Origin of the sequence: Methylobacterium nodulans ORS 2060 (assembly GCF_000022085.1) — a bacterium.
Classification (GTDB): domain Bacteria; phylum Pseudomonadota; class Alphaproteobacteria; order Rhizobiales; family Beijerinckiaceae; genus Methylobacterium; species Methylobacterium nodulans.
Genome location: NC_011894.1, coordinates 911,404 through 928,391, shown reverse-complemented (window position 1 = coordinate 928,391; position 16,988 = coordinate 911,404). Strand labels below are relative to the sequence as shown.

Genomic DNA, 16,988 nt, shown 5'->3' with positions numbered 1-16,988 from the left:
CGACGAGGATGCCGGTTCGTCGCAGACAACGCGGCAAGCTCAAACGCCTGGAGCCGAAGCCGGTCCACTCTGACTGGCTTCTGCTCTAGTAGACCCCACGCGAGCTGATCACGGCCGGGATGGTCCGCAAGATGATCCGAATGTCCTGCATCAGGGACCATGTCCGGACGTAGGCTCGATCCAGCTTCACCCGCTGCTCGTAGCTGACGTCATTCCGTCCGCTGCATTGCCACAAGCCGGTCAGGCCCGGCCTGACGGATTTGTAGTCGGCGAAAGCGGCACCATAGCGCGGAATTTCTTCGGCCACGATGGGGCGTGGACCGACAAGGCTCATCTCGCCGCGAAGGATGTTGATGAGTTGGGGAAGCTCGTCGAGACTGGTCTCGCGCAAGACGCGCCCGAGCGGGGTCACGCGGGGATCGCGCGTGAGCTTGCGCCGGGCGTGCCATTCGCACAGAGCGGCTGGGTCCTCGGCGAGATGGCGCGTCAGAACCTCGTCCGCGTTCACCACCATGGTGCGAAACTTCAGGCACGCAAAGCGGGCGCCGTTGCGGCCAATGCGCTGGTGCCGGATGAGGATCGGTCGCCCTTCCAGGATCAGGATGGCCAGGGCGGTCATCGCGAGCAGGACGCTCAACAGGACCAGGGCGAGCGTCGCCGCCACGACGTCGACCGCCCGTTTCAGGCGGTGAGCCGCAGGCGTGGCCGCGGAGCGCGGCAGCCCCGCCGCTTCGACAGCCGAAGACTCGGGCATGCTTTTCATGAGCAGACAGTCCTCCACGCCGAATGGCCGGTACCCCCCGCCCGGCAGAGCCCGAGGCCTGATCCGAAACGAGCCGCGCAGCCGGCCGGACCGGCGCTGCGGTTCAGGTGTTGGTTTCCCGGTCGGGCAGGCTTCACGCGCTGTGTTGTGCGTTAGCAACAAATTAACTATCAAAGGGGGAGATTGTTGCCCAGCCTATTTCGGGGTTCTTGGTGTAAGGTTAGATTGGTCAATCTGTCGGGGTTTTCCTGACGGCGTCGGAAGATGGGCAGCGGACGAAGGCGAAGTCTGCTCCTCTTGGGTTTCCGGCGCGCGGTGCGGTATGAGTGGTCCGCGGGGGCGTCTCGATCGGGCAGACCGCAGGCCTGCGAGCCCGATCGCGGGAAGTCGGAGTTGAGGATGCTGGCGTTTGCGGTCTGCCTTACCCTCGCGGGCGCGACCCTCAGCATCTTCGCCCGCGTGCCGGCGCTCCTGGCGGTGCTCGGGTTGACCCTGCTGGCCATCGTCGCGGCGAGCGGGCTTCCGCTCGTTGGCCTCGACACATCGCATCCGCTCCCCGTCAACCTCATCGTGGCGGTTGTCGCTCTGCAGGTGGGCTACGGGCTGGGCGTCATCCTGCGTGCCAGTCTGATGCGTTTTTTTAAGGAGCCGTCGGCCGACGTCACCCAGCAGTCGGCACAGGACGAGACCCGGAACCAATGAGTTTCGTCGGGCACAGGTCCGCTTATTTGGACGCGTGTCGCAGAGAGATCTCTGGACCAAGCTCGCGAAATGCCGCTGCCTTTTGTCACGCTGCCATGCGAACAACTCGCTCTCAGATCAGCCGTTAGCGCTGAACACTGACGTGTCCGAGAGCAATGCGTATCAACATCGCAATTATGTCTTCCCGTGCGTCGTTTCTCTAACTGAGATCATTGCATCGGCGACTGAAACCAACCCTGCAGCATCGCGTACTGGACGATCTTGGCGCGAGTACGAATATCGAGCTTCTCGGTCGCGCGCATCTTGTAGGTCTCGACGGACTTTGCCGTGACACCGAGTTTGCTCGCGACCTCCTTGTTGGTGAATCCGAGGGCGATCAGCCGCACGACCTCCCGCTCTCGGTCGGTGAGCATCGGGACCGTGCGCGCTCCTGTGCGCGGCATGATGTCGCTTGTCGAAACGAAGCGATCGGCGATGGCGGGGTCGATATAGAGGCCGCTCCCGCTGACTGCCCGGACGGCCTGGACCAGGTTCTCGCCCGCGGAGCGCTTCAGCACATAACCCCGGACCCCCGCTATCAGAGCTTCGCGCACATAGGTGCGATCCTCGTGCACGCTCAAGATGACGACGCGAGTTGGGGAGACCTCAGCTGCGAGATGCTGAGCCACGGCGATCCCGTGCATCTCGGGCATCGCCACATCGAGCACGGCCACGTCGGGCCGCGTCTCGGTGATCAAGCGCAGCGCGCGCGATCCCGAAGTCGCCTCGCCCACGATTGTAACATCGGCTGCGTCTTCTAGCAGAGCGCGAACGCCGCCTAGAAACACCGGATGATCATCAGCGAGAAGTACCCGTACGTACTTGTCGGCAGAGAGCTTCATGTCAGGTGTCCCTTCAAAGGAACTCGCGCCACAACTCGCGTCCCTCCGTCCGGTCGAGTCTCAATCTCCAGCCGTCCTTGAAGATCCGCGATTCGCTCGTTCATTCCAGTGAGGCCGTGTGCATCTGACTGGCCTCGATTTGCCCCCTTTTTAACAGCCGCGGATGTGAAACCTGCCCCGTTGTCCTCGATCATTACGGCTATGCATCTTGTTGTGCAACGCACCGTGACGGATACCTGATCAACCGTCAATGCATGTTTGGTAATGTTCGTGAGGGCCTCCTGCACGACCCGGTAGAGTGCCGTCTCTACGGCTGGAGCGAGCGGCACGTCGCAGGTCGTAACCGTGAATGCAACCCGACATGCGCTGGCGACCTCCCAGTCGGAGATCAGGGCGCGCAACGCCGGCACGAGTCTAACATGATCGAGCACCGCCGGACGAAGCCCCGCCGCGACTCGATGGAGATCCCGCGCGAGCTGGTCCGCGAGATCGATCGCGCTGTCGAGGCTTCCTGCGGCTTCCGGCGGAAGGCGCTGCTTGAGCCGCGTGAGCGTAAGCTTGAGAACAGCGATCCCCTGGCCTGCTTGATCGTGCAGCTCACGGGACAGACGAACCCTTTCTTCCTCCCGGATGCATGCCGCGCACTGGAGAGCCGCGGCGCGATCCTGGCGAAGCACGTCGACGATTCCCGCCATCTGCCGAAGCTGCCGGCGCAGGCGTTTTCGCTGCCTGAGCAGGCGCTGGGTCGCGAGAGTCACGCCAGAACAGGAGCGCACGCCGGCCGGTCCGATAGAACCGGCAGATCAATGCTGCTGCCCGCGCGAGGTCGGCACGGCAGCCGACCTGCTCGTGAAGTAAGCCGTGTCATACTGCACATGATCTTTTGCAATCAGCTCTCCTGTGATTCCGACGCGACCACCGCTCGGCGTTAATACCGCTGCTGCGAAGCGCAATCAATGCCACCCATATTCGGGGGCGTGCTGTTGCATTCCTCGTGTGGAAAAGCCTCCTCCAAGGGAAACGATACTGCATTTCTCGGCGGTGAGACAAAATAAGGTAATTACTCAGGGGATTTTGCAGGGTGCACGGCCGGGGGCGCCGCCCTTCATGCTGGCGGGGTGAGGTTGAGGGCGGTCAGGCGGTGATGGTGGTGAGCAGGGTGGCAAAGGCGGGCGCGTTCGTCTGGAGGGCGGCGGTGGCAATCACCGTGCGCACATCCGCCTCGCCCTTGGCCGACCACATCGCCCGGTAGCCGTTCGTCACCTTGCGCTGGATCACCGCTGGCCGCAGATCGCGCTCGCAGGCATTGTTGGTCGCGGCGACTTGGCCGGGGAAGGCGGCGAAGGTGAGCAGCTGATCGCGGGCGCGGCGCATCTTGGCCTGGATCTCGCGCGCCAGATCGCAGGTCACCGGAGCGCCAAGGATCTCGGCCAGAGCTCGCTCTAGCTGTCGGCGCTTGGTGGACACGGTGGAGGTGGCCAACCGCGTGATGTCGCGCGCCAGAGCGAAGGCCTTCTCCAGCCACAGCTTGAGCCGCAGCGCCACCGGATCGCTGCCCGTCTCCAGCGCGTAGGTCACGTCGCGCGCCAGATGCGCCAGGCAGGTCTGCTGGCGGTCCGTATGCCCCTGCTGGGCCGAGTAGCGATCAGAGAGCCATGCCGCCGGCCGATGCCCGGCCATGACCTCGCGCACCACCGAAGCCGCCCGCGTCGGCGCGGCGTGATGCACCACCGCCTCCTCGCAGCGGAACACCCAGTGGGAGCTGGTGCTCCCTTCGATCCGCACGCCGGTCTCGTCGCAGGTCACCACCTCGGCCTGCCGCAGTTTGGCCAGTGCCGCCTCACCGCCGGCGGCGACACTGGCCATCTGGCCCGTGCCTAAAATCAACGCGGGGTCCCATGCGGGAAATTCAGACAGGCATCCGACACAACACGGCTCGCCGCGGCGGGCTGAGTGGGTAGGTCAACTCTGGTCGATGCCAATGCCGCGCTCGTTCAGGGCGGCGCGCAACTCGCTGAAGCGGACCATGTACGGGCGAGCCAAGCTCGATTTGCTCCGCGCCCGCGTGCTCGCCGCGCGAACCGCCGTGCCTGCATCAGAAATGATATTGGTGGCGAATTCGGCGCGGCTCCTGCGATGAGAGGACGGCTCGCGCGCCGCATCTCAGCGACGATGCGGCCCCAAGCCAGCCAGGGGTGGGTGATGTCGCTCGACACGACGCGCACGTACGTCGTGCCGGACCAGACCGCGCAGGTCGCGCGGGCGCTCTTTCCGACTGGCACTCCGGTCATGCGCCTGTACGACGACCTGCACATGGTCGTTGAGGATCGCGACTTCGCCGACCTGTTCCCGGCCCGGGGGCGGCCCGCAGAGGCGCCGGTCCGGCTCGCGCTCGCGACGCTCCTGCAGTTCAGGGAGGGGCTGACCGACCGGCCAGCCGCTGACGCGGTCCGCACGCGGATCGACTGGAAGTATCTGCTGTGCCAGGAGCTGGCTGACGTCGGCTTCGACCACACCGTCTTGAGCGAGTTCCGCACGCGCCTTCTTGCGCACGGGGCGGAAAGCCGGCTCCTCGACGCGACCCTCGAACTGGCGCGAGGGCGCGGGCTGCTGAAGGGCGGCGGACGCCAGCGCAGCGACTCCACGCACGTCCTCGGGGCGATGCGCACCATGAGCCGGCTCGAAGTCGTCGGGGAAACATTGCGCCGCGCGCTGAACGCGCTGGCGACGGCGGCGCCCGACTGGCTGCGCGCGTGCACGACCCCGACGTGGGTCGAACGGTACGGGCTTCGGGCGAGCGAGTTCCGGCTGCCGAAGAGCGAGGCCGGGCGTCGGGCGTGGGCGGTGCAGACCGGCGTCGATGGGTTCACGTTGCTGGCTCTCGCCACGGCGGACGGCGCGCCGCCCGCCCTGCGGGACGTCGCTGCCCTCGAGACTGTGCGACAAGTCTGGGTGCAGAACTTCCTCGTTGAGCACGGGCCGGAGGGCCCCCGCGTCGCTTGGCGCACGAACGATCAGGGGCCGCCGTCGGGTCGGTCCATTGGCTCGCCGGACGACGCGGAGGCGCGCTACGCGACCACGGGCGCGACGGTGTGGAGCGGCTACAAGGTGCAGCTGACCGAGACGTGCGACGAGGGCACCCCGAACCTGATCACCAACGTCGAGACGACGACCGCCGCGGTCTCGGACGACGCGACGCCCTCGACCATCCACGCGGCGCTCGACGCACGGGACCTGCTCCCGAAGACCCCCATCGCCGACACCGGCTTCGTGAACGCGGCGCTGTTCGTTGACGCCCGGGAGCGCTACGGGGTCGATCTGATCGGCCCGACGCGCGGCGACCGACCGTGGCAGGTCCAGGCCGGCGCCGGGTTCGCCGCGCGGGACTTCGCCATCGACTTCGCTCAGCAGCGTGCGACGTGTCCGGCCGGCAAGGGGAGCCAAAGCTGGACGCTGGCGCTCGCCCGCGGCACGACGCCGGTGATCAAGATCAAGTTCGCAGTCGCCGACTGCCAGGCGTGCCCGCTCCGGCCGCAGTGCACGCGCTCGACCTCGGCACGCCGGGCGATCACGATCCGCCCCGAGGCCCAACACGAGGCGTTACGCGTCGGGCGGGCGCGGGAGCAGACCGCGGACTTCGCAGCCGAGTACGCGCGGCGGGCCGGCGTCGAGGGCACGATTGCGCAGGGCGTGCGGTCATCTCGGCTTCGGCGGACGCCGTACTTCGGGCACGCAAAGACGCACCTCGCCCACCTCATGACGGCAGCGGTGATGAACTTGGCGCGATTGCTGCGGTGGCTGGCGGACGAACCGAAGGCGCAAACACGGCACTCAGCCTTTGCGCGGCTGCATCCACTCGCGGCCTGACTGAGCCGCACCGAATTCGCCACCAAACTCGAAATGCAGGAGAGCCAGTTTCACTTCGGTGGCTACAGATTAGGAAGTGGAGAGCCGACCAAGGCGCTGCCTCTGGCCCAACTGCGTCAGGCATCCGGCGCTCCACGCCCGTGCATCTAGCACGAGTCCGATGGAAATCAACTTAGGCACATCATTGCTCCCGATCGGCTTGCGCTTGACGGCGCGCCTGAGATCTCTCGCAATTGTAATCCTCGTCCAGCACTTGACGTCGGCATAGGGTTCATGCTGCAGTGCAGTGAGAACAGACTAGATGCAATCTACATGCAGGTCATGGCCCATCCTGAACGCGTCTAACATTTGTTAATCAGAGCGGGCTTGCCTGCTCACTGTTGGGTGCGGCTCTCACGACGGCGAGGAGACCGGGATGACATTGCAAGAAAACAGCTGTACTCGCGTCCTGGTAGCAGATGCTCATCCTCTTCTACTTCGCGGTGTGCAGCACTTACTGCGGCACGAACCCGATCTCTCAATCATCGGCGAAGCCATATCGGGCGCCCAAGCCCTGCGTCTCGCCAGCGATTTGCAACCTGACATTGCTATACTCGACGTCGCCTTGCCCGGCCTGCATGGGAGCGAGATCCGCCAACGGCTCGCCGAAAGGGCCGCCGGCACGCGGGTTATCATCCTGAGCGGGACGGAGGAGCCCATCTGTGCCCAGCGGGCCTTAGCGGCCGGTGTGTGCGGCTACGTGCTCAAGCGCTCGGCACCGGAGACGTTGCTCCACGCGATCCGGGCGGTGCGCACCGGCGGCTTGTACCTGGATCCCACCATTGCCGGGCAGCTTGTGCCAGCAGGCGGCCCGCCAGCGACGCGGACGAGCGGAATTGACGGGTTCTCGGCGAGTCTCACGAACCGCGAGCGCGAGGTCATCCGGCTGATCGCGCTGGGCTTCACCAACAAAGAGATCGCGGGCAAGCTCGGCATCACGGCGAAGTCGATTGAGACTTACAGGACGCGAGCGAGCGAGAAGCTCGACATTCGCACGCGTGCGAAGATTGTGCAGTACGCTATGGCGCAGGGCTGGTTCAGAACCGAGTCCGGTAGCTCAGTGCCCGAAGCCTGAACCAAGCACTCGGATACCAACTGGGCCTATGAAGGGCGGAGCGCTGACCAAGGCGTTGCCTCCGGCCCGACCCAGTCAGGCATCCAGCGCTCCGCTGCCATGATACAATGCATGAAGTTGTTAACAAACCGTTAACGCGCTTGGCGGAACTCTACATGAGAGCGCACCTGGGAGACCTGCGGGAGCGTGACCCCGGACGCCATCATCAGCTTGGAGGACGGCAAGCCCTACAAGACGCTCAGGCGGCACCTTGCCGGACGCGGGCTAACATGCGCTGCGAGGGGTCGCTTTAGGTCAGCCTCGCCCACTTGGCCGGAAGACTGCCAAACGCCGGAGCCGCGAAAGGAAGCGATGCATCCGATGGGGGAGGGGGCTGAGCCTGGCCTTTGCCGCAGCCGGCCTCCATCTGAACCCACGTTCCCCATCACCGAACCTCGCAGATGAGATGCCTTTCGCTCTCGGCGCTCGCTGTTCCGTGGCTGTTCTGAGAACGCTCTTGCGCCCTGGATTACAATCTAAGTCTCTGACGTCGCGAAAATTCCCGGTGCTGGCGGCTGGCGATCACGCGCCACTTTGACCGAATTTCCGCGTTTTCCGTGTTTTGGTCGACCAGATTGGTTTGCAGCTGACTGGCAGCACCACCAATCAAATCAAAGACTTAGCTTAAATTGACGATCCCAGCACTCGCGCCGGGGTACGCTACGGGTAACAGCGCTACCCAGCACCTCTGCGCGTGAGCTGCCACTCCCGCGGCATTCTGCTCTCCAAGCCCAGTCCCATATCGGTCCTCCGCTGACCTCGTGAACGTAGCTCTGGTCTGAGAGGGGCGGCTGTCAGCCGGTGATGGTGCTGAGCAGGGTGGTGAAGGGGCTCGCCTTGGACTGAACGGCGGCGGTGGCCACCACCGTGCGCGCGTCCGCTTCGCCCTGGGCTGACGCACACTCTACTTCATCCAGGGCGAGATCCCCGAGCGGTCTACCAGCTCTTGAGCCAAGCCTATGGCGCAGCCAACCTCGCGCTGGGCACCGCCATCGCCTTCTGGCTCGGCTCGTCGCGCTCCAGCCAGCAGAAGGACGCGCAACTCAGCGCCATCCTGCCGAGCGTGGTGAAGCGCTGAGCCGTGACGGCCCTCGAACTCGCCGGTCTGCTCAAGGACTACGGTCCGTGGGGGCTGCTCGCGCTCGCGCTCCTGGCGGTCTCCTACCTGCAGCGGCGCTCCGATGCCCTGAGACTCTCGGCGGGGCGCCTCGCACCCTGCTCTACGATCGCATGAAGACGGCGGTCGTTGGCGAGGGCGACGAGGGCGGGATTGTCTACAACTCCAGCCTCATCGGCCTGGCGCGCCACTACGGCTTCCACCCGAAGGCCTGCCAGGCTGACCGGGCCAAGACCACGGGCAAGGTCGAGCGTCCCTTCCGCTCCATCCGCCAGGACTTCTTCCTGGCGCGCACCTGCCGCAACCTGGAGGACCTGAACGACCAGCTCCGGCGCTGAGCACGGCGAGATCAGCGCGCTGGAGGCCATCGACTATGGCAGGCGATCCGCCAAGCCTTCACGCACTTCTCGCCCGAGGAGGGCCGCAACTCCTTCGCGGCCGCCGGATACGAGGACGATGCTTGCGCTTCAACCTGATCGGGCGCCGCTCTAGGTGCGGGTCAGCATGAATAGGCTGGTTTGATTAGGATCAAAGCGGCTTTGCAGGCGAACAAATTAGGATGCTGCTCGAGTCCCCGCCATTCGGTATGGCGATGATACCGTCGGTGGGGAGTTCATGGATGCTTTTCGCGTCCTTGCACCGGGTCATGAGGTTGCAAGGAGGACGCCCATGAGGGAGCCGCGCAATCGGGTCGTTCGCGTCAGGCGCTTCGGCGGTCCCGACGAGATGGAAGTGGTCGATGCTCCCATGCCGACGGCCGGCCCGGGCGAGGTGCGGGTGCGCGTGCTCGCCTCGGGCTTGGAATACACCGACGTCACGATCCGGCGTCATCTCTACCCGCAAACGATGCACCTCCGGCCGCCGTTCGTGCTGGGCTACGACGTGGTCGGAGAAATCGATCAGCTCGGTGATGGCGTGAGGGGATTCCAGCTTGGCGATCGCGTGGCCGATATGACGGTCGTCGGCTCGAACGCCGCTTATCGCACGCTCCGGGCCGACGACCTCACCCGTGTGCCGCCGGGGGTCGACGCGGCAGAAGCGGCCGCTCTGACCTTGAGCTGGACGACCGCTTACCAGCTCCTTCACCGCACGGCCCGGGTGCAGCGAGGCCAGCGCGTGCTCGTGCAGGGAGCTGCCGGTGCTGTTGGTCAGGCACTGCTGACGCTCGGCAGGATGGCCGGACTTCAGCTGTGGGGCACCGCACGCGGCGAGCACACCGGGCTCGTCCGTGAACTCGGCGCCCGGCCGATCGACTACCAACGCGAGGACTTCACGCGCGTCCTGCCGGGCGGGTTTGATGTCGTGTTCGACGGGATCGGCGAGGACAGCTATCGCCGCTCGTTCGCGGCGCTCCGGCGCGGCGGTCTGGTCTGCGCCTACGGCTACACAGCAATGGTGCAGCCGCAGCGCCGCTTGTTCACCATGTCGCTCTGGATGTCGCGTCTGTATCTCTGGAGGTTGTTGCTGGGGTGGCTGCCTGGTGGAAAGCGCATCCGCCTGTACTCGATCAATCTGATGCGAGCGCGACATCCCGCTTGGTTCCGAGAGGACCTGGAGCGGCTTTTCGGGCTGCTAGCGGCCGGCACCATCCGGCCGCGCGTGGCCGAGCGGATCTCTTTTGACGGGGTCACCCAGGCGCATCGCCGTCTCGAAGCGGGCAGTCTCGAGGGCAAGCTGGTCCTGTGCCCGGATCTTGGTTGACTGCCCCGGAGGTGTTCATCCCTGCCCTAACCGCTTGGCCGGCAGCGCTCGTCCAATCGCCTGGCAAGCCAAGCTTCCCGTGGTGGGAAGACCCACGGTCCACTAACATTCCAAACCGACCACCCCGTGGGGGCTGATCAAAGCCCTCCGGCAGACGAGTTGCCTGCCGCGTATTGTTAAGCTTACCTTGATCGGACTGATTTGCCCAGGAGGCCGTCGATGTCCTGCCGCCATCAGTTCGCCACGCCGGCTGCTGTCCAGATTGCAGCTGCGCCCTCGGCGGTGCGGAAATGGCGCCGCTGGCCCCGGACATTGCCGCGCCCGAGCAATGACAATCCCCTGCCGCCCGGGGTCGCAGCCCGTCTGATCCTGGTCGCCACGATCGGTATGACGGTCGGCACCGCCGCCACGGTAGTGGGATGGATCATATAATGAGATCTGTGCGCGGGTCGCTCGAAATACGACATCGCGGGCCTATGCGTCACAGTAGGCTACCAGGAATAGTAGCTCCGTCGAGACGCGCACAGGTCTATTTACAGTGAGCGCATGCCCGACACACCCACCCTTGGCGAGCCGTACAAGCTCACGCACGTCACGGACGAGCAGATCGACGCGGCCGCCCGTGAGTACCTCGATGACCCGACGCTCGGCATGCGGCTGATCGCGGAGGGGATCGCTCTCGACCTTGCCGCGGTCGTGCTGGCCCACCCCTATGTCCGCGAGGTGCTCGCTCGGGAGAGTGCGCCCGAGGCGCAGCGGCGCATGGCGGTGCGGACCGCGATTCTGCTGGCGAGGCCAGTGTAGCATCGATAGGGCCTTGTACCCTGCACCGGGGCGTGCTCACGGGCACGCCCACCTGCGAGAATGTGACAGCGCACATATTGCGACCGGGGCTCACTCGTGGAAGTGAGCGTGCCGGGATGCATCGCAAACCTCACAGCCGGGATATGTCACGCCGGTCTCGGGTCAGCACCTGCGCTGATGCGTCACGCTTCGTCGGAAGCATCCTGGGTCGATGTCTCAGTGGATCTCGGCCTGTGGACCGACTTGCCCCCAGAGGACCGAGGAGCGGCTTCCAGGGCAGTCTTGACCGGCGCTGGCGCAAGCCGCGCCAGGCGCTGCTTGAACTCCTCATCAGAGGGGCTGCGGGCTGCGCCGGTGATAGGGCTCTTGGCCATAGCTGGTCTCTTTTCGAATTGCCCGATCAAACGCCCGTGACCGGGAGGCGGGCTGGCGTGAATGGGAGCCGTTTAGGCGAAGACCGATGTCCTCTTCAGGCTGCCTTCAGACGAACGCTCAACGGACGGGAGCGATTTCACTCTCCCGAACCGCCCGTTCGGCCATGCGAGAGCGGATGCGATAAGAGGCTTCCCCACTGCGGTCCTCCGGCATCAATCGCACGATCTCGTAGATCTCCCCGCTGGGCGCCTGGGCATCAGAGAACCCGGCTCGCACCATCTGTACGCGTTGATGAAGCCTGAACTTGTGCGACATGGGATGAATATCTCCGAAACGTGAGCGATGGTGGGCCGGTCCCTGGGGCATGCCTGGACGGCACTGGGCAGTCAGCCGCGTTTGCGCGCCTTGCGGGCCGCATACCGGGCATCACGCGCGGCCTTCTGCTCGGCCTGAAGCGCCAGCGCACGGGCCGAGGCCTCGGCGGCGTCGCGCGCCTGATCTGCCGCTTCCTGCTCGCGCACACGGGCCTGCTCGGTCTCCACACGGGCTGCCTCTGCCCGGCGGGCGGCCTCCCGCTCGGCCAGCCGAATGTTGCGCGCCTCGACGATCGCCTGCCGCTCGGCACGGCGCGACGCCAGGGCAGCGTCGTCTCCCGTAGACCGCGTTTGAAAGCGGGCCAGCATGGCTTGTTTCGCGTCGGCGGCTGATTTCAGCCTGGTGCCGAACGGCTCTTCCTTGAACTTGCTCATGGGCTAGATCCGGCTCAGGCTGAGAGAGCGAACCGGGCTTGAGAACCGGTCGGCGAGGTGCCAGCGCAACTCCCGCACCGAATGGTAGCCATAGGTCCGGTCAATCAGATGGCTGACATCGACTCGGTCGTTGTCGAGCTGCTGCCAGATCTGCCGCACCTGAAAGGTCGCTGGTTCGATTGCCGCAGGTTGACGATTTGAATCAGGAATAAAGGTAAAATTCACTCAATTTCGCCTATTAGAACTCAAGGCCGCTCGCGAAGAGCAGAAGAGGGATGCAGGTGGTGACACCTGCATCCTGCTGCGGACAGGCTACGCCGCCCGGAGATTACCGGCGGACTGCTTGCCGCTGCGGCGGTCAGTTTCGAGCTCGTAGGAGACCTTCTGGCCCTCGGACAGGGTGTGCAGGCCCGACCGCTCAACGGCGGAGATGTGGACGAATACGTCCTTGCCGCCGTCATCCGGCTGGATAAAACCGAAGCCCTTCTGGCCGTTGAACCACTTCACGGTTCCGATGCTCATAGTCGTACCTATAGTTTCGCATGTGTGCGCATGAGCTTGGCGCGCGCTCAGCGCCGCCAAGTCTCGGCTCATCGATAGATTTGGAGAGAGTGTCAGAGCGTGCGCCCAGCGAAAGCGGGGCGGAGGGCCCGAAAGTCCGGCCAAAGATCGATAGATTTAGTATGGGCCGCTTCAGCCCTGATGGCAAGGCGCCCAGGCCAAAAGATCTCGGCGCCCTTCTGTTCCGGCGGCCGCGAGGGGCAGGAGGGCTTGATCCACAGTCAGGTCCGGTGACCCGCATGGCCAAGCGAGTACGCGCAAGAGACTGAATGAGTTAGCGTTTCGTGCTCAGCCTGGCAGTTGTTACGATCTGTCCCTTGGTGCTCGGGGCAGCCGCGATGGTCTTGGGCTTCTCCTTCTTCGGCTTTTTCGCTTCACGGTTCCCGCGCTTGCGATCGCTGCTCATGAGGGTCTCCCTGATCCGGTAGGTTGGCCTTCACGTCCCGTCCATCGGGCTCGGTGGTCGCTGATAGGCGTGCGAAGTCGGCAAGCACGGCGGCAATCATGCTCTGCAGGCGAGGATCCTCGCAGGCAAACGAAGCGGCGAAGCGCTCAAGCAGGTAGCGCGCTCTGGCTGCAGCCTCGGGCCACGTCGCGGCCTCTGCCGCGAACAGATTGGCTTCAAGAGCCTGCTGACGCGCAGCCAGCGCGGCATGTTGGGCTTCGACTTCAGCGCGTCTGCGGCGAAGATTCGTCGCCTTCTGAGCGGCCATCCCGCGCCGCTCGTCCAGTTCGATCGAGCGGTCCGTCATCGGCCCTGCCTGTCTGCTTCCAGGGCCACCATGACACGGTTTGCCCGCCGCGTCCGAAAAATCGCAGAAGGGCGCGGGAGCGCTCTCCGCCGATGTGATCAGCGCCGCCGCATTTCTGCCGCCGCGCGGAACGCACGCTCCACCGCTGCAAGAGCGCTGGCGTAGGCTTTCTCCTCGGTGTGGTGCGGCCGGTCCGACCGCTCAAGAAGTTTGCCGTGCTTGCGGATCGCCCAGCCGAACGTGCCCTTCGGCGATGTCAGCGATGAGATCTCAATGGCGAAAGGGTGGAGGCTGTTTTCGTCGGTCATTGCGGGAAGCATCGCACGTTCGGGCTGGCAAAGCCAACCCATGCGCCCTCGAACAGGCGGCGCCATCTGGTCGGGGAAGGTACCGGGGAGCAGCGGCAGGTTGCCGGTCTCGTCGCGCACGACCCCGAAGGTGCGGCGGATCTCGTCGGGCGAGCGGGAGAGGCTGTAGAGGTTGCACATGGGGCGCGATCGTAGGCCGAGAGGCACTGCCAGATCCTTGCCTAGCAGCCAGCTAAACCGCGTCGGCGCCTCTGATCTGGGCGCCAGGTCCGCTGCAGGTAGCGCTTCCCTCGACAGTCCAGCAGCTGGAAGCGCCCGGCGAGCGCCCGCACCTCGTCGGGCGTGAGGCTGTGCGCGATGCACCGGCCGGCATAGCCACTGCCGCCGATCGGACCGCCCGGGGCGAAGTAACCCAGCTGAACGACGCGACCGCGGATCGGGTGCATCAGGCCGGCATGATCGACCCTGGCGCACGCGATCCCAAAGCCGTCCTGAACGACGCTCAAGCGCTCAAGCGGGAGCGCCAGTGCCTCCTCGAACAGCAGCACGAACTGCTGAAGGCGCTCCGCTTCGTTGTCCTCGCCCTTTGGAGCGAGAGGATGGAGGGTGTGGCGATCCGCGCGGAGATGAGGCATCGCTGCATGCTGTCCTCACACCCGCCGGATCGCCAGAGGGGCGGGCCGAACGGGGCCTGGGCAGTCACAGCATCCGCACGTGGCCTGCACAGGGCGCGGACCGGGGCCGTGAACCGGGTTCTGGGTTCCGATACGCTCTCTTATCGGAACTCAGGAGCTCGCCATGTGCCCTGACGTGATTGCTCTGACCGAGAGTAGCATTGCCTGCCTGGAGCGCTGCCGCACCCGTATGGTGGTCTCGATTAATCTCATGGAGCGGTCGGGCCGGGATACCTCCAGCGCCGAACGCCTTCTTACGATGATCGAGCGGAATCTTGTCGGCCTGCACGTGCGCCTCCGCGCCCTCGTCCAGGTCCGCTCCGCATGAACGGCGCAGGAGAGTGCGGGCCCGGCCTCGGATCAGCAACTCCCTCCGCTCGACCATTTCGCTCTTGCTGGCTGGCATGTCATTGAGAAGGGGCGCTGCCTCCGACAGGCGGCGCTGATCGTGATCATACTGGCGAGGAGGTGATGAGGCGCCGCAACCCGCGCCGGGCCTATGACGAGAACGGCCGGAAGACCCCGCCGCTCACACTCGGCGAGCCGCAGCGGGACAGGCACACAACCGAGGTCGCGACCTGTGATGAGCTGTTCCGGCCCAAGATCGTTATTGCTTATCCTCTGACGCAGGTTCGTAGTAGCCTTGAATGGCTATCCAGAATGCCTTGCGCTCAGAGGGTGGCAATTTAGCCAGTGCAGCATTCAGCTCCGCCAGCCCAGCTCGCGCGAATATCCGCCGATCGGCAGCAGAGATTGTGGTTATGCTTGCCATAACGCAACTCCCAACTTCAGAAGGGGAACGCGCGGCAGCGAGTATCGGTCCCAGCGTCGAAATCGCGTCCTAGCTGTAGCCGCTGGCAAGCGTGACTGAGATGCGGACCGGGATGTTACCCTCACCGGTCGAGCGTGATCAGGGCTGCCGGCGCGGTCCGCATCTCAGCTTGGCCGGAGTAGTCCATCCGACCCGTGGCGCACGTCCGCAGCAATAGCTGATCGCTCTGCATAACCGGCATGCCCGACACCCCCACCATCGGCGAGCTGTTCAAGCTCAAGCACGTCACGGACGAGCAGATCGATGCGGCCGCCCATGACTCCCAGGACGACCCGACGCCCGGCATACGGCTGATTGCAGAGGGCGTCGGTCTCGATGTCGCCGCGGTCGTGCTGGCCCGTCCCTACGCCCGCGAGGTGCTCGCATGGGAGAATGCACCCGAGGCGCAACGGCGCATGGCGGTGAGGACCGCGATTCTGCTTGCCGAGGTCGGGGTGAAGCGTGACGGTGGGCAACATTCTTAAAGTGGCCTGCGCTCGCCCTGGAGCCGTGGCCGTTTCGGTTGAAACGGGCACGGCTCTTCAGTCTTTGATTTTTCGCGCTCCCTTGTGCCGAACCGGCCTCCACTTCGGCGGGGAGCGCTCTAGCCCGGGAGAGCGGCTGGGCCACAACTGCGAGGACCGCGATCTCGCCGGGCGTGAACCGCGCTGCGATGGCCGGCGGGAGCCGCCCAGAGGCCGCCCAGCGGCGGCGGGGATCTAGGCTGGCGTGGTCTGGCGTGGTCTCCGCGACCGGGAGCCCATGGGCTTCCTTGACCGTTTTGGGGTTCTGGGAGGGCCCTCCTGGCTTCGGTGAGGGCGGACGGTTCTACTCCTCTCCTGGGCGGCCTGCGGCTCACTTCCCGCGCAAAAAGCCGGCGCGAGGGCCCTCGGAGCGATCCATTGCCGCGCCCCAAATCTTGTCATGATGAAGGGCGTTAGCCTCCAGACTCAGCCGAAGGAGGAGGCCATGGCCCTCACTACACTGGTGCGCGTGACTGCTCTCACCACCATTCTCGCTGCCGGCGCAATCTCCAGCGCAAGCGCCCAGACATCAACGGCTCCGATGAGCACGCCGGGCCAAAGCGCCCAGCCTACTCAGCCCGGCATGCCGGGCATGATGAGCGGCATGGGAGGGATGGGCCAGGGTGGCATGTGTGGAATGATGGGCCGCATGATGGGCGGGATGAACCAGGGAATGATGGATGGCGGCCTCAGGATGAGGATGATGTTCGCAATCGCCGATGTGAATGGTGACGGGGCCCTCTCGTTCGACGAGGTGACAGCCATTCATAAGCGCATCTTCGATGCAATCGACGCCAACAAGGATGGCAAGGTGACCCCTGAAGAGCTTCAGAAATTCCTCCGAGGGCAATAGTTGAAACGCACGTCAACGCCCGCAGTCGCCTTCCGGGGCGGAACGGAAACCGATCCCACGATGCACGACATGATGGACAGCATGGGCGGGATGATGGGCGGCATGGCCCTGTTCGGCCTGCTCGTCCTTCTTTTGCTGGTCCTCGCGATTGCTGTCCTGCTCAAGTACCTTTTTGGTTCCTGAGGCTTCGCCTGGATAGGCGAGCGTGCCGACACCCGGAAGGTGCCTCCCGGGTCCGGACCGCCCTCTTCGGTCCATCGCTGCGCCCGGCCGGCTGGTAGCGGGCGCCGGACGTGGCGGCGGTGATCCTGGCGGACCGGCCGCGGGCGGATATCGCGGAAGACCTCGGCATCTCGGTCGGGACTGTCGGGCGGCTGCGGTGGGTGCTGCGGA

21 protein-coding genes and 4 pseudogenes are annotated in these 16,988 nt (G+C 65.2%); 13 read left to right on the top strand and 12 right to left on the bottom strand.

The window, feature by feature from the left end; all coding sequences use genetic code 11:
* Positions 1–85: 85 nt before the first annotated feature.
* A complete protein-coding gene (locus tag MNOD_RS04145) occupies positions 86–763 on the bottom strand; it encodes a sugar transferase (RefSeq protein ID WP_015927585.1) in 678 nt (225 codons plus the stop codon).
* A gap of 399 nt (positions 764–1,162) precedes the next feature.
* On the opposite strand from MNOD_RS04145, the gene MNOD_RS04140 reads away from it, so the two are divergent.
* Positions 1,163–1,465, top strand: a complete 303-nt coding sequence (locus tag MNOD_RS04140; RefSeq protein WP_015927584.1) for a hypothetical protein — start codon at positions 1,163–1,165, stop codon at positions 1,463–1,465.
* 209 nt (positions 1,466–1,674) lie between these two features.
* Here MNOD_RS04140 and MNOD_RS04135 read toward each other — a convergent pair whose 3' ends face one another.
* The 3 genes and pseudogenes from MNOD_RS04135 to MNOD_RS04125 form a co-directional block, all read right to left on the bottom strand.
* On the bottom strand, positions 1,675–2,346 hold the full coding sequence (locus MNOD_RS04135; RefSeq protein ID WP_015927583.1) for a response regulator transcription factor: 672 nt from the start codon (positions 2,344–2,346) through the stop codon (positions 1,675–1,677).
* Positions 2,343–3,041 carry a sensor histidine kinase gene (locus tag MNOD_RS50490; RefSeq protein ID WP_083786303.1) on the bottom strand — a complete coding sequence of 233 codons (699 nt, stop codon included), beginning with the start codon at positions 3,039–3,041 and terminating at the stop codon, positions 2,343–2,345. The genes MNOD_RS04135 and MNOD_RS50490 overlap by 4 nt, the downstream gene beginning before the upstream one ends.
* A 439-nt stretch (positions 3,042–3,480) precedes the next feature.
* A pseudogene (locus MNOD_RS04125) lies at positions 3,481–4,194 on the bottom strand (IS66 family transposase); the annotation flags it as partial.
* 354 nt (positions 4,195–4,548) lie between these two features.
* On the opposite strand from MNOD_RS04125, the gene MNOD_RS04120 reads away from it, so the two are divergent.
* From MNOD_RS04120 to MNOD_RS04105, 8 genes and pseudogenes are all read left to right on the top strand, one after another.
* Positions 4,549–6,213, top strand: coding sequence for an IS1182 family transposase (locus MNOD_RS04120; RefSeq protein ID WP_015927581.1), 1,665 nt, complete (start codon positions 4,549–4,551; stop codon positions 6,211–6,213).
* Between the two features lie 415 nt (positions 6,214–6,628).
* Positions 6,629–7,327, top strand: coding sequence for a response regulator (locus MNOD_RS04115; RefSeq protein ID WP_015927580.1), 699 nt, complete (start codon positions 6,629–6,631; stop codon positions 7,325–7,327).
* A 183-nt stretch (positions 7,328–7,510) separates the two neighbouring features.
* Positions 7,511–7,597 (top strand): annotated as a pseudogene (locus MNOD_RS46080) (MucR family transcriptional regulator); the annotation flags it as partial.
* 715 nt (positions 7,598–8,312) lie between these two features.
* Complete coding sequence (locus MNOD_RS49880; RefSeq protein WP_280113446.1) at positions 8,313–8,444, top strand: hypothetical protein; 132 nt, start codon at positions 8,313–8,315, stop codon at positions 8,442–8,444.
* A gap of 3 nt (positions 8,445–8,447) precedes the next feature.
* Entirely contained in the window at positions 8,448–8,600 is a 153-nt protein-coding gene (locus MNOD_RS46075) for a hypothetical protein (RefSeq protein ID WP_244424838.1), read from the top strand.
* Positions 8,543–8,815, top strand: a pseudogene (locus MNOD_RS04110) (IS21 family transposase); the annotation flags it as partial. The gene MNOD_RS46075 and the pseudogene MNOD_RS04110, both read left to right, overlap by 58 nt.
* Before the next feature lie 39 nt (positions 8,816–8,854).
* Positions 8,855–8,959 (top strand): annotated as a pseudogene (locus MNOD_RS46070) (IS630 family transposase); the annotation flags it as partial.
* 193 nt (positions 8,960–9,152) lie between these two features.
* On the top strand, positions 9,153–10,184 hold the full coding sequence (locus MNOD_RS04105; protein WP_015927579.1) for a medium chain dehydrogenase/reductase family protein: 1,032 nt from the start codon (positions 9,153–9,155) through the stop codon (positions 10,182–10,184).
* 233 nt (positions 10,185–10,417) lie between these two features.
* Here the strand turns inward: MNOD_RS04105 and MNOD_RS46065 are convergent, their stop codons facing one another.
* Positions 10,418–10,612 carry a hypothetical protein gene (locus MNOD_RS46065; protein ID WP_157091375.1) on the bottom strand — a complete coding sequence of 65 codons (195 nt, stop codon included), beginning with the start codon at positions 10,610–10,612 and terminating at the stop codon, positions 10,418–10,420.
* 118 nt (positions 10,613–10,730) lie between these two features.
* Here MNOD_RS46065 and MNOD_RS04095 point away from each other — a divergent pair, with 118 nt between their 5' ends.
* Positions 10,731–10,988: a hypothetical protein gene (locus tag MNOD_RS04095; RefSeq protein ID WP_015927577.1), complete on the top strand. Its 258-nt coding sequence runs from the start codon at positions 10,731–10,733 to the stop codon at positions 10,986–10,988.
* A 492-nt stretch (positions 10,989–11,480) separates the two neighbouring features.
* On the opposite strand, the gene MNOD_RS48765 is transcribed toward MNOD_RS04095, so the two are convergent.
* The 7 genes from MNOD_RS48765 to MNOD_RS48760 form a co-directional block, all read right to left on the bottom strand.
* Positions 11,481–11,678 carry a hypothetical protein gene (locus tag MNOD_RS48765; RefSeq protein ID WP_015927576.1) on the bottom strand — a complete coding sequence of 66 codons (198 nt, stop codon included), beginning with the start codon at positions 11,676–11,678 and terminating at the stop codon, positions 11,481–11,483.
* A 71-nt stretch (positions 11,679–11,749) separates the two neighbouring features.
* Positions 11,750–12,112, bottom strand: coding sequence for a DUF6481 family protein (locus tag MNOD_RS04085; protein ID WP_015927575.1), 363 nt, complete (start codon positions 12,110–12,112; stop codon positions 11,750–11,752).
* Between the two features lie 3 nt (positions 12,113–12,115).
* Positions 12,116–12,337, bottom strand: a complete 222-nt coding sequence (locus tag MNOD_RS46060) for a hypothetical protein (RefSeq protein ID WP_015927574.1) — start codon at positions 12,335–12,337, stop codon at positions 12,116–12,118.
* 87 nt (positions 12,338–12,424) lie between these two features.
* Positions 12,425–12,634 carry a cold-shock protein gene (locus MNOD_RS04075; RefSeq protein ID WP_015927573.1) on the bottom strand — a complete coding sequence of 70 codons (210 nt, stop codon included), beginning with the start codon at positions 12,632–12,634 and terminating at the stop codon, positions 12,425–12,427.
* Between the two features lie 413 nt (positions 12,635–13,047).
* Complete coding sequence (locus tag MNOD_RS04070) at positions 13,048–13,425, bottom strand: hypothetical protein (RefSeq protein WP_015927571.1); 378 nt, start codon at positions 13,423–13,425, stop codon at positions 13,048–13,050.
* Between the two features lie 98 nt (positions 13,426–13,523).
* Entirely contained in the window at positions 13,524–13,913 is a 390-nt protein-coding gene (locus MNOD_RS50485; RefSeq protein WP_015927570.1) for an SOS response-associated peptidase family protein, read from the bottom strand.
* Positions 13,914–13,954: 41 nt separating this feature from the next.
* Entirely contained in the window at positions 13,955–14,368 is a 414-nt protein-coding gene (locus tag MNOD_RS48760; protein ID WP_015927569.1) for a hypothetical protein, read from the bottom strand.
* A gap of 163 nt (positions 14,369–14,531) precedes the next feature.
* Here MNOD_RS48760 and MNOD_RS04055 point away from each other — a divergent pair, with 163 nt between their 5' ends.
* The 3 genes from MNOD_RS04055 to MNOD_RS04045 all read left to right on the top strand — a co-directional run bounded on the left by MNOD_RS04055 (position 14,532) and on the right by MNOD_RS04045 (position 16,595).
* A complete protein-coding gene (locus MNOD_RS04055; RefSeq protein ID WP_015927568.1) occupies positions 14,532–14,735 on the top strand; it encodes a hypothetical protein in 204 nt (67 codons plus the stop codon).
* Positions 14,736–15,418: 683 nt separating this feature from the next.
* Positions 15,419–15,703, top strand: coding sequence for a hypothetical protein (locus MNOD_RS04050; RefSeq protein ID WP_015927566.1), 285 nt, complete (start codon positions 15,419–15,421; stop codon positions 15,701–15,703).
* 484 nt (positions 15,704–16,187) lie between these two features.
* A complete protein-coding gene (locus tag MNOD_RS04045; RefSeq protein ID WP_015927565.1) occupies positions 16,188–16,595 on the top strand; it encodes an EF-hand domain-containing protein in 408 nt (135 codons plus the stop codon).
* Positions 16,596–16,988: the final 393 nt, after the last annotated feature.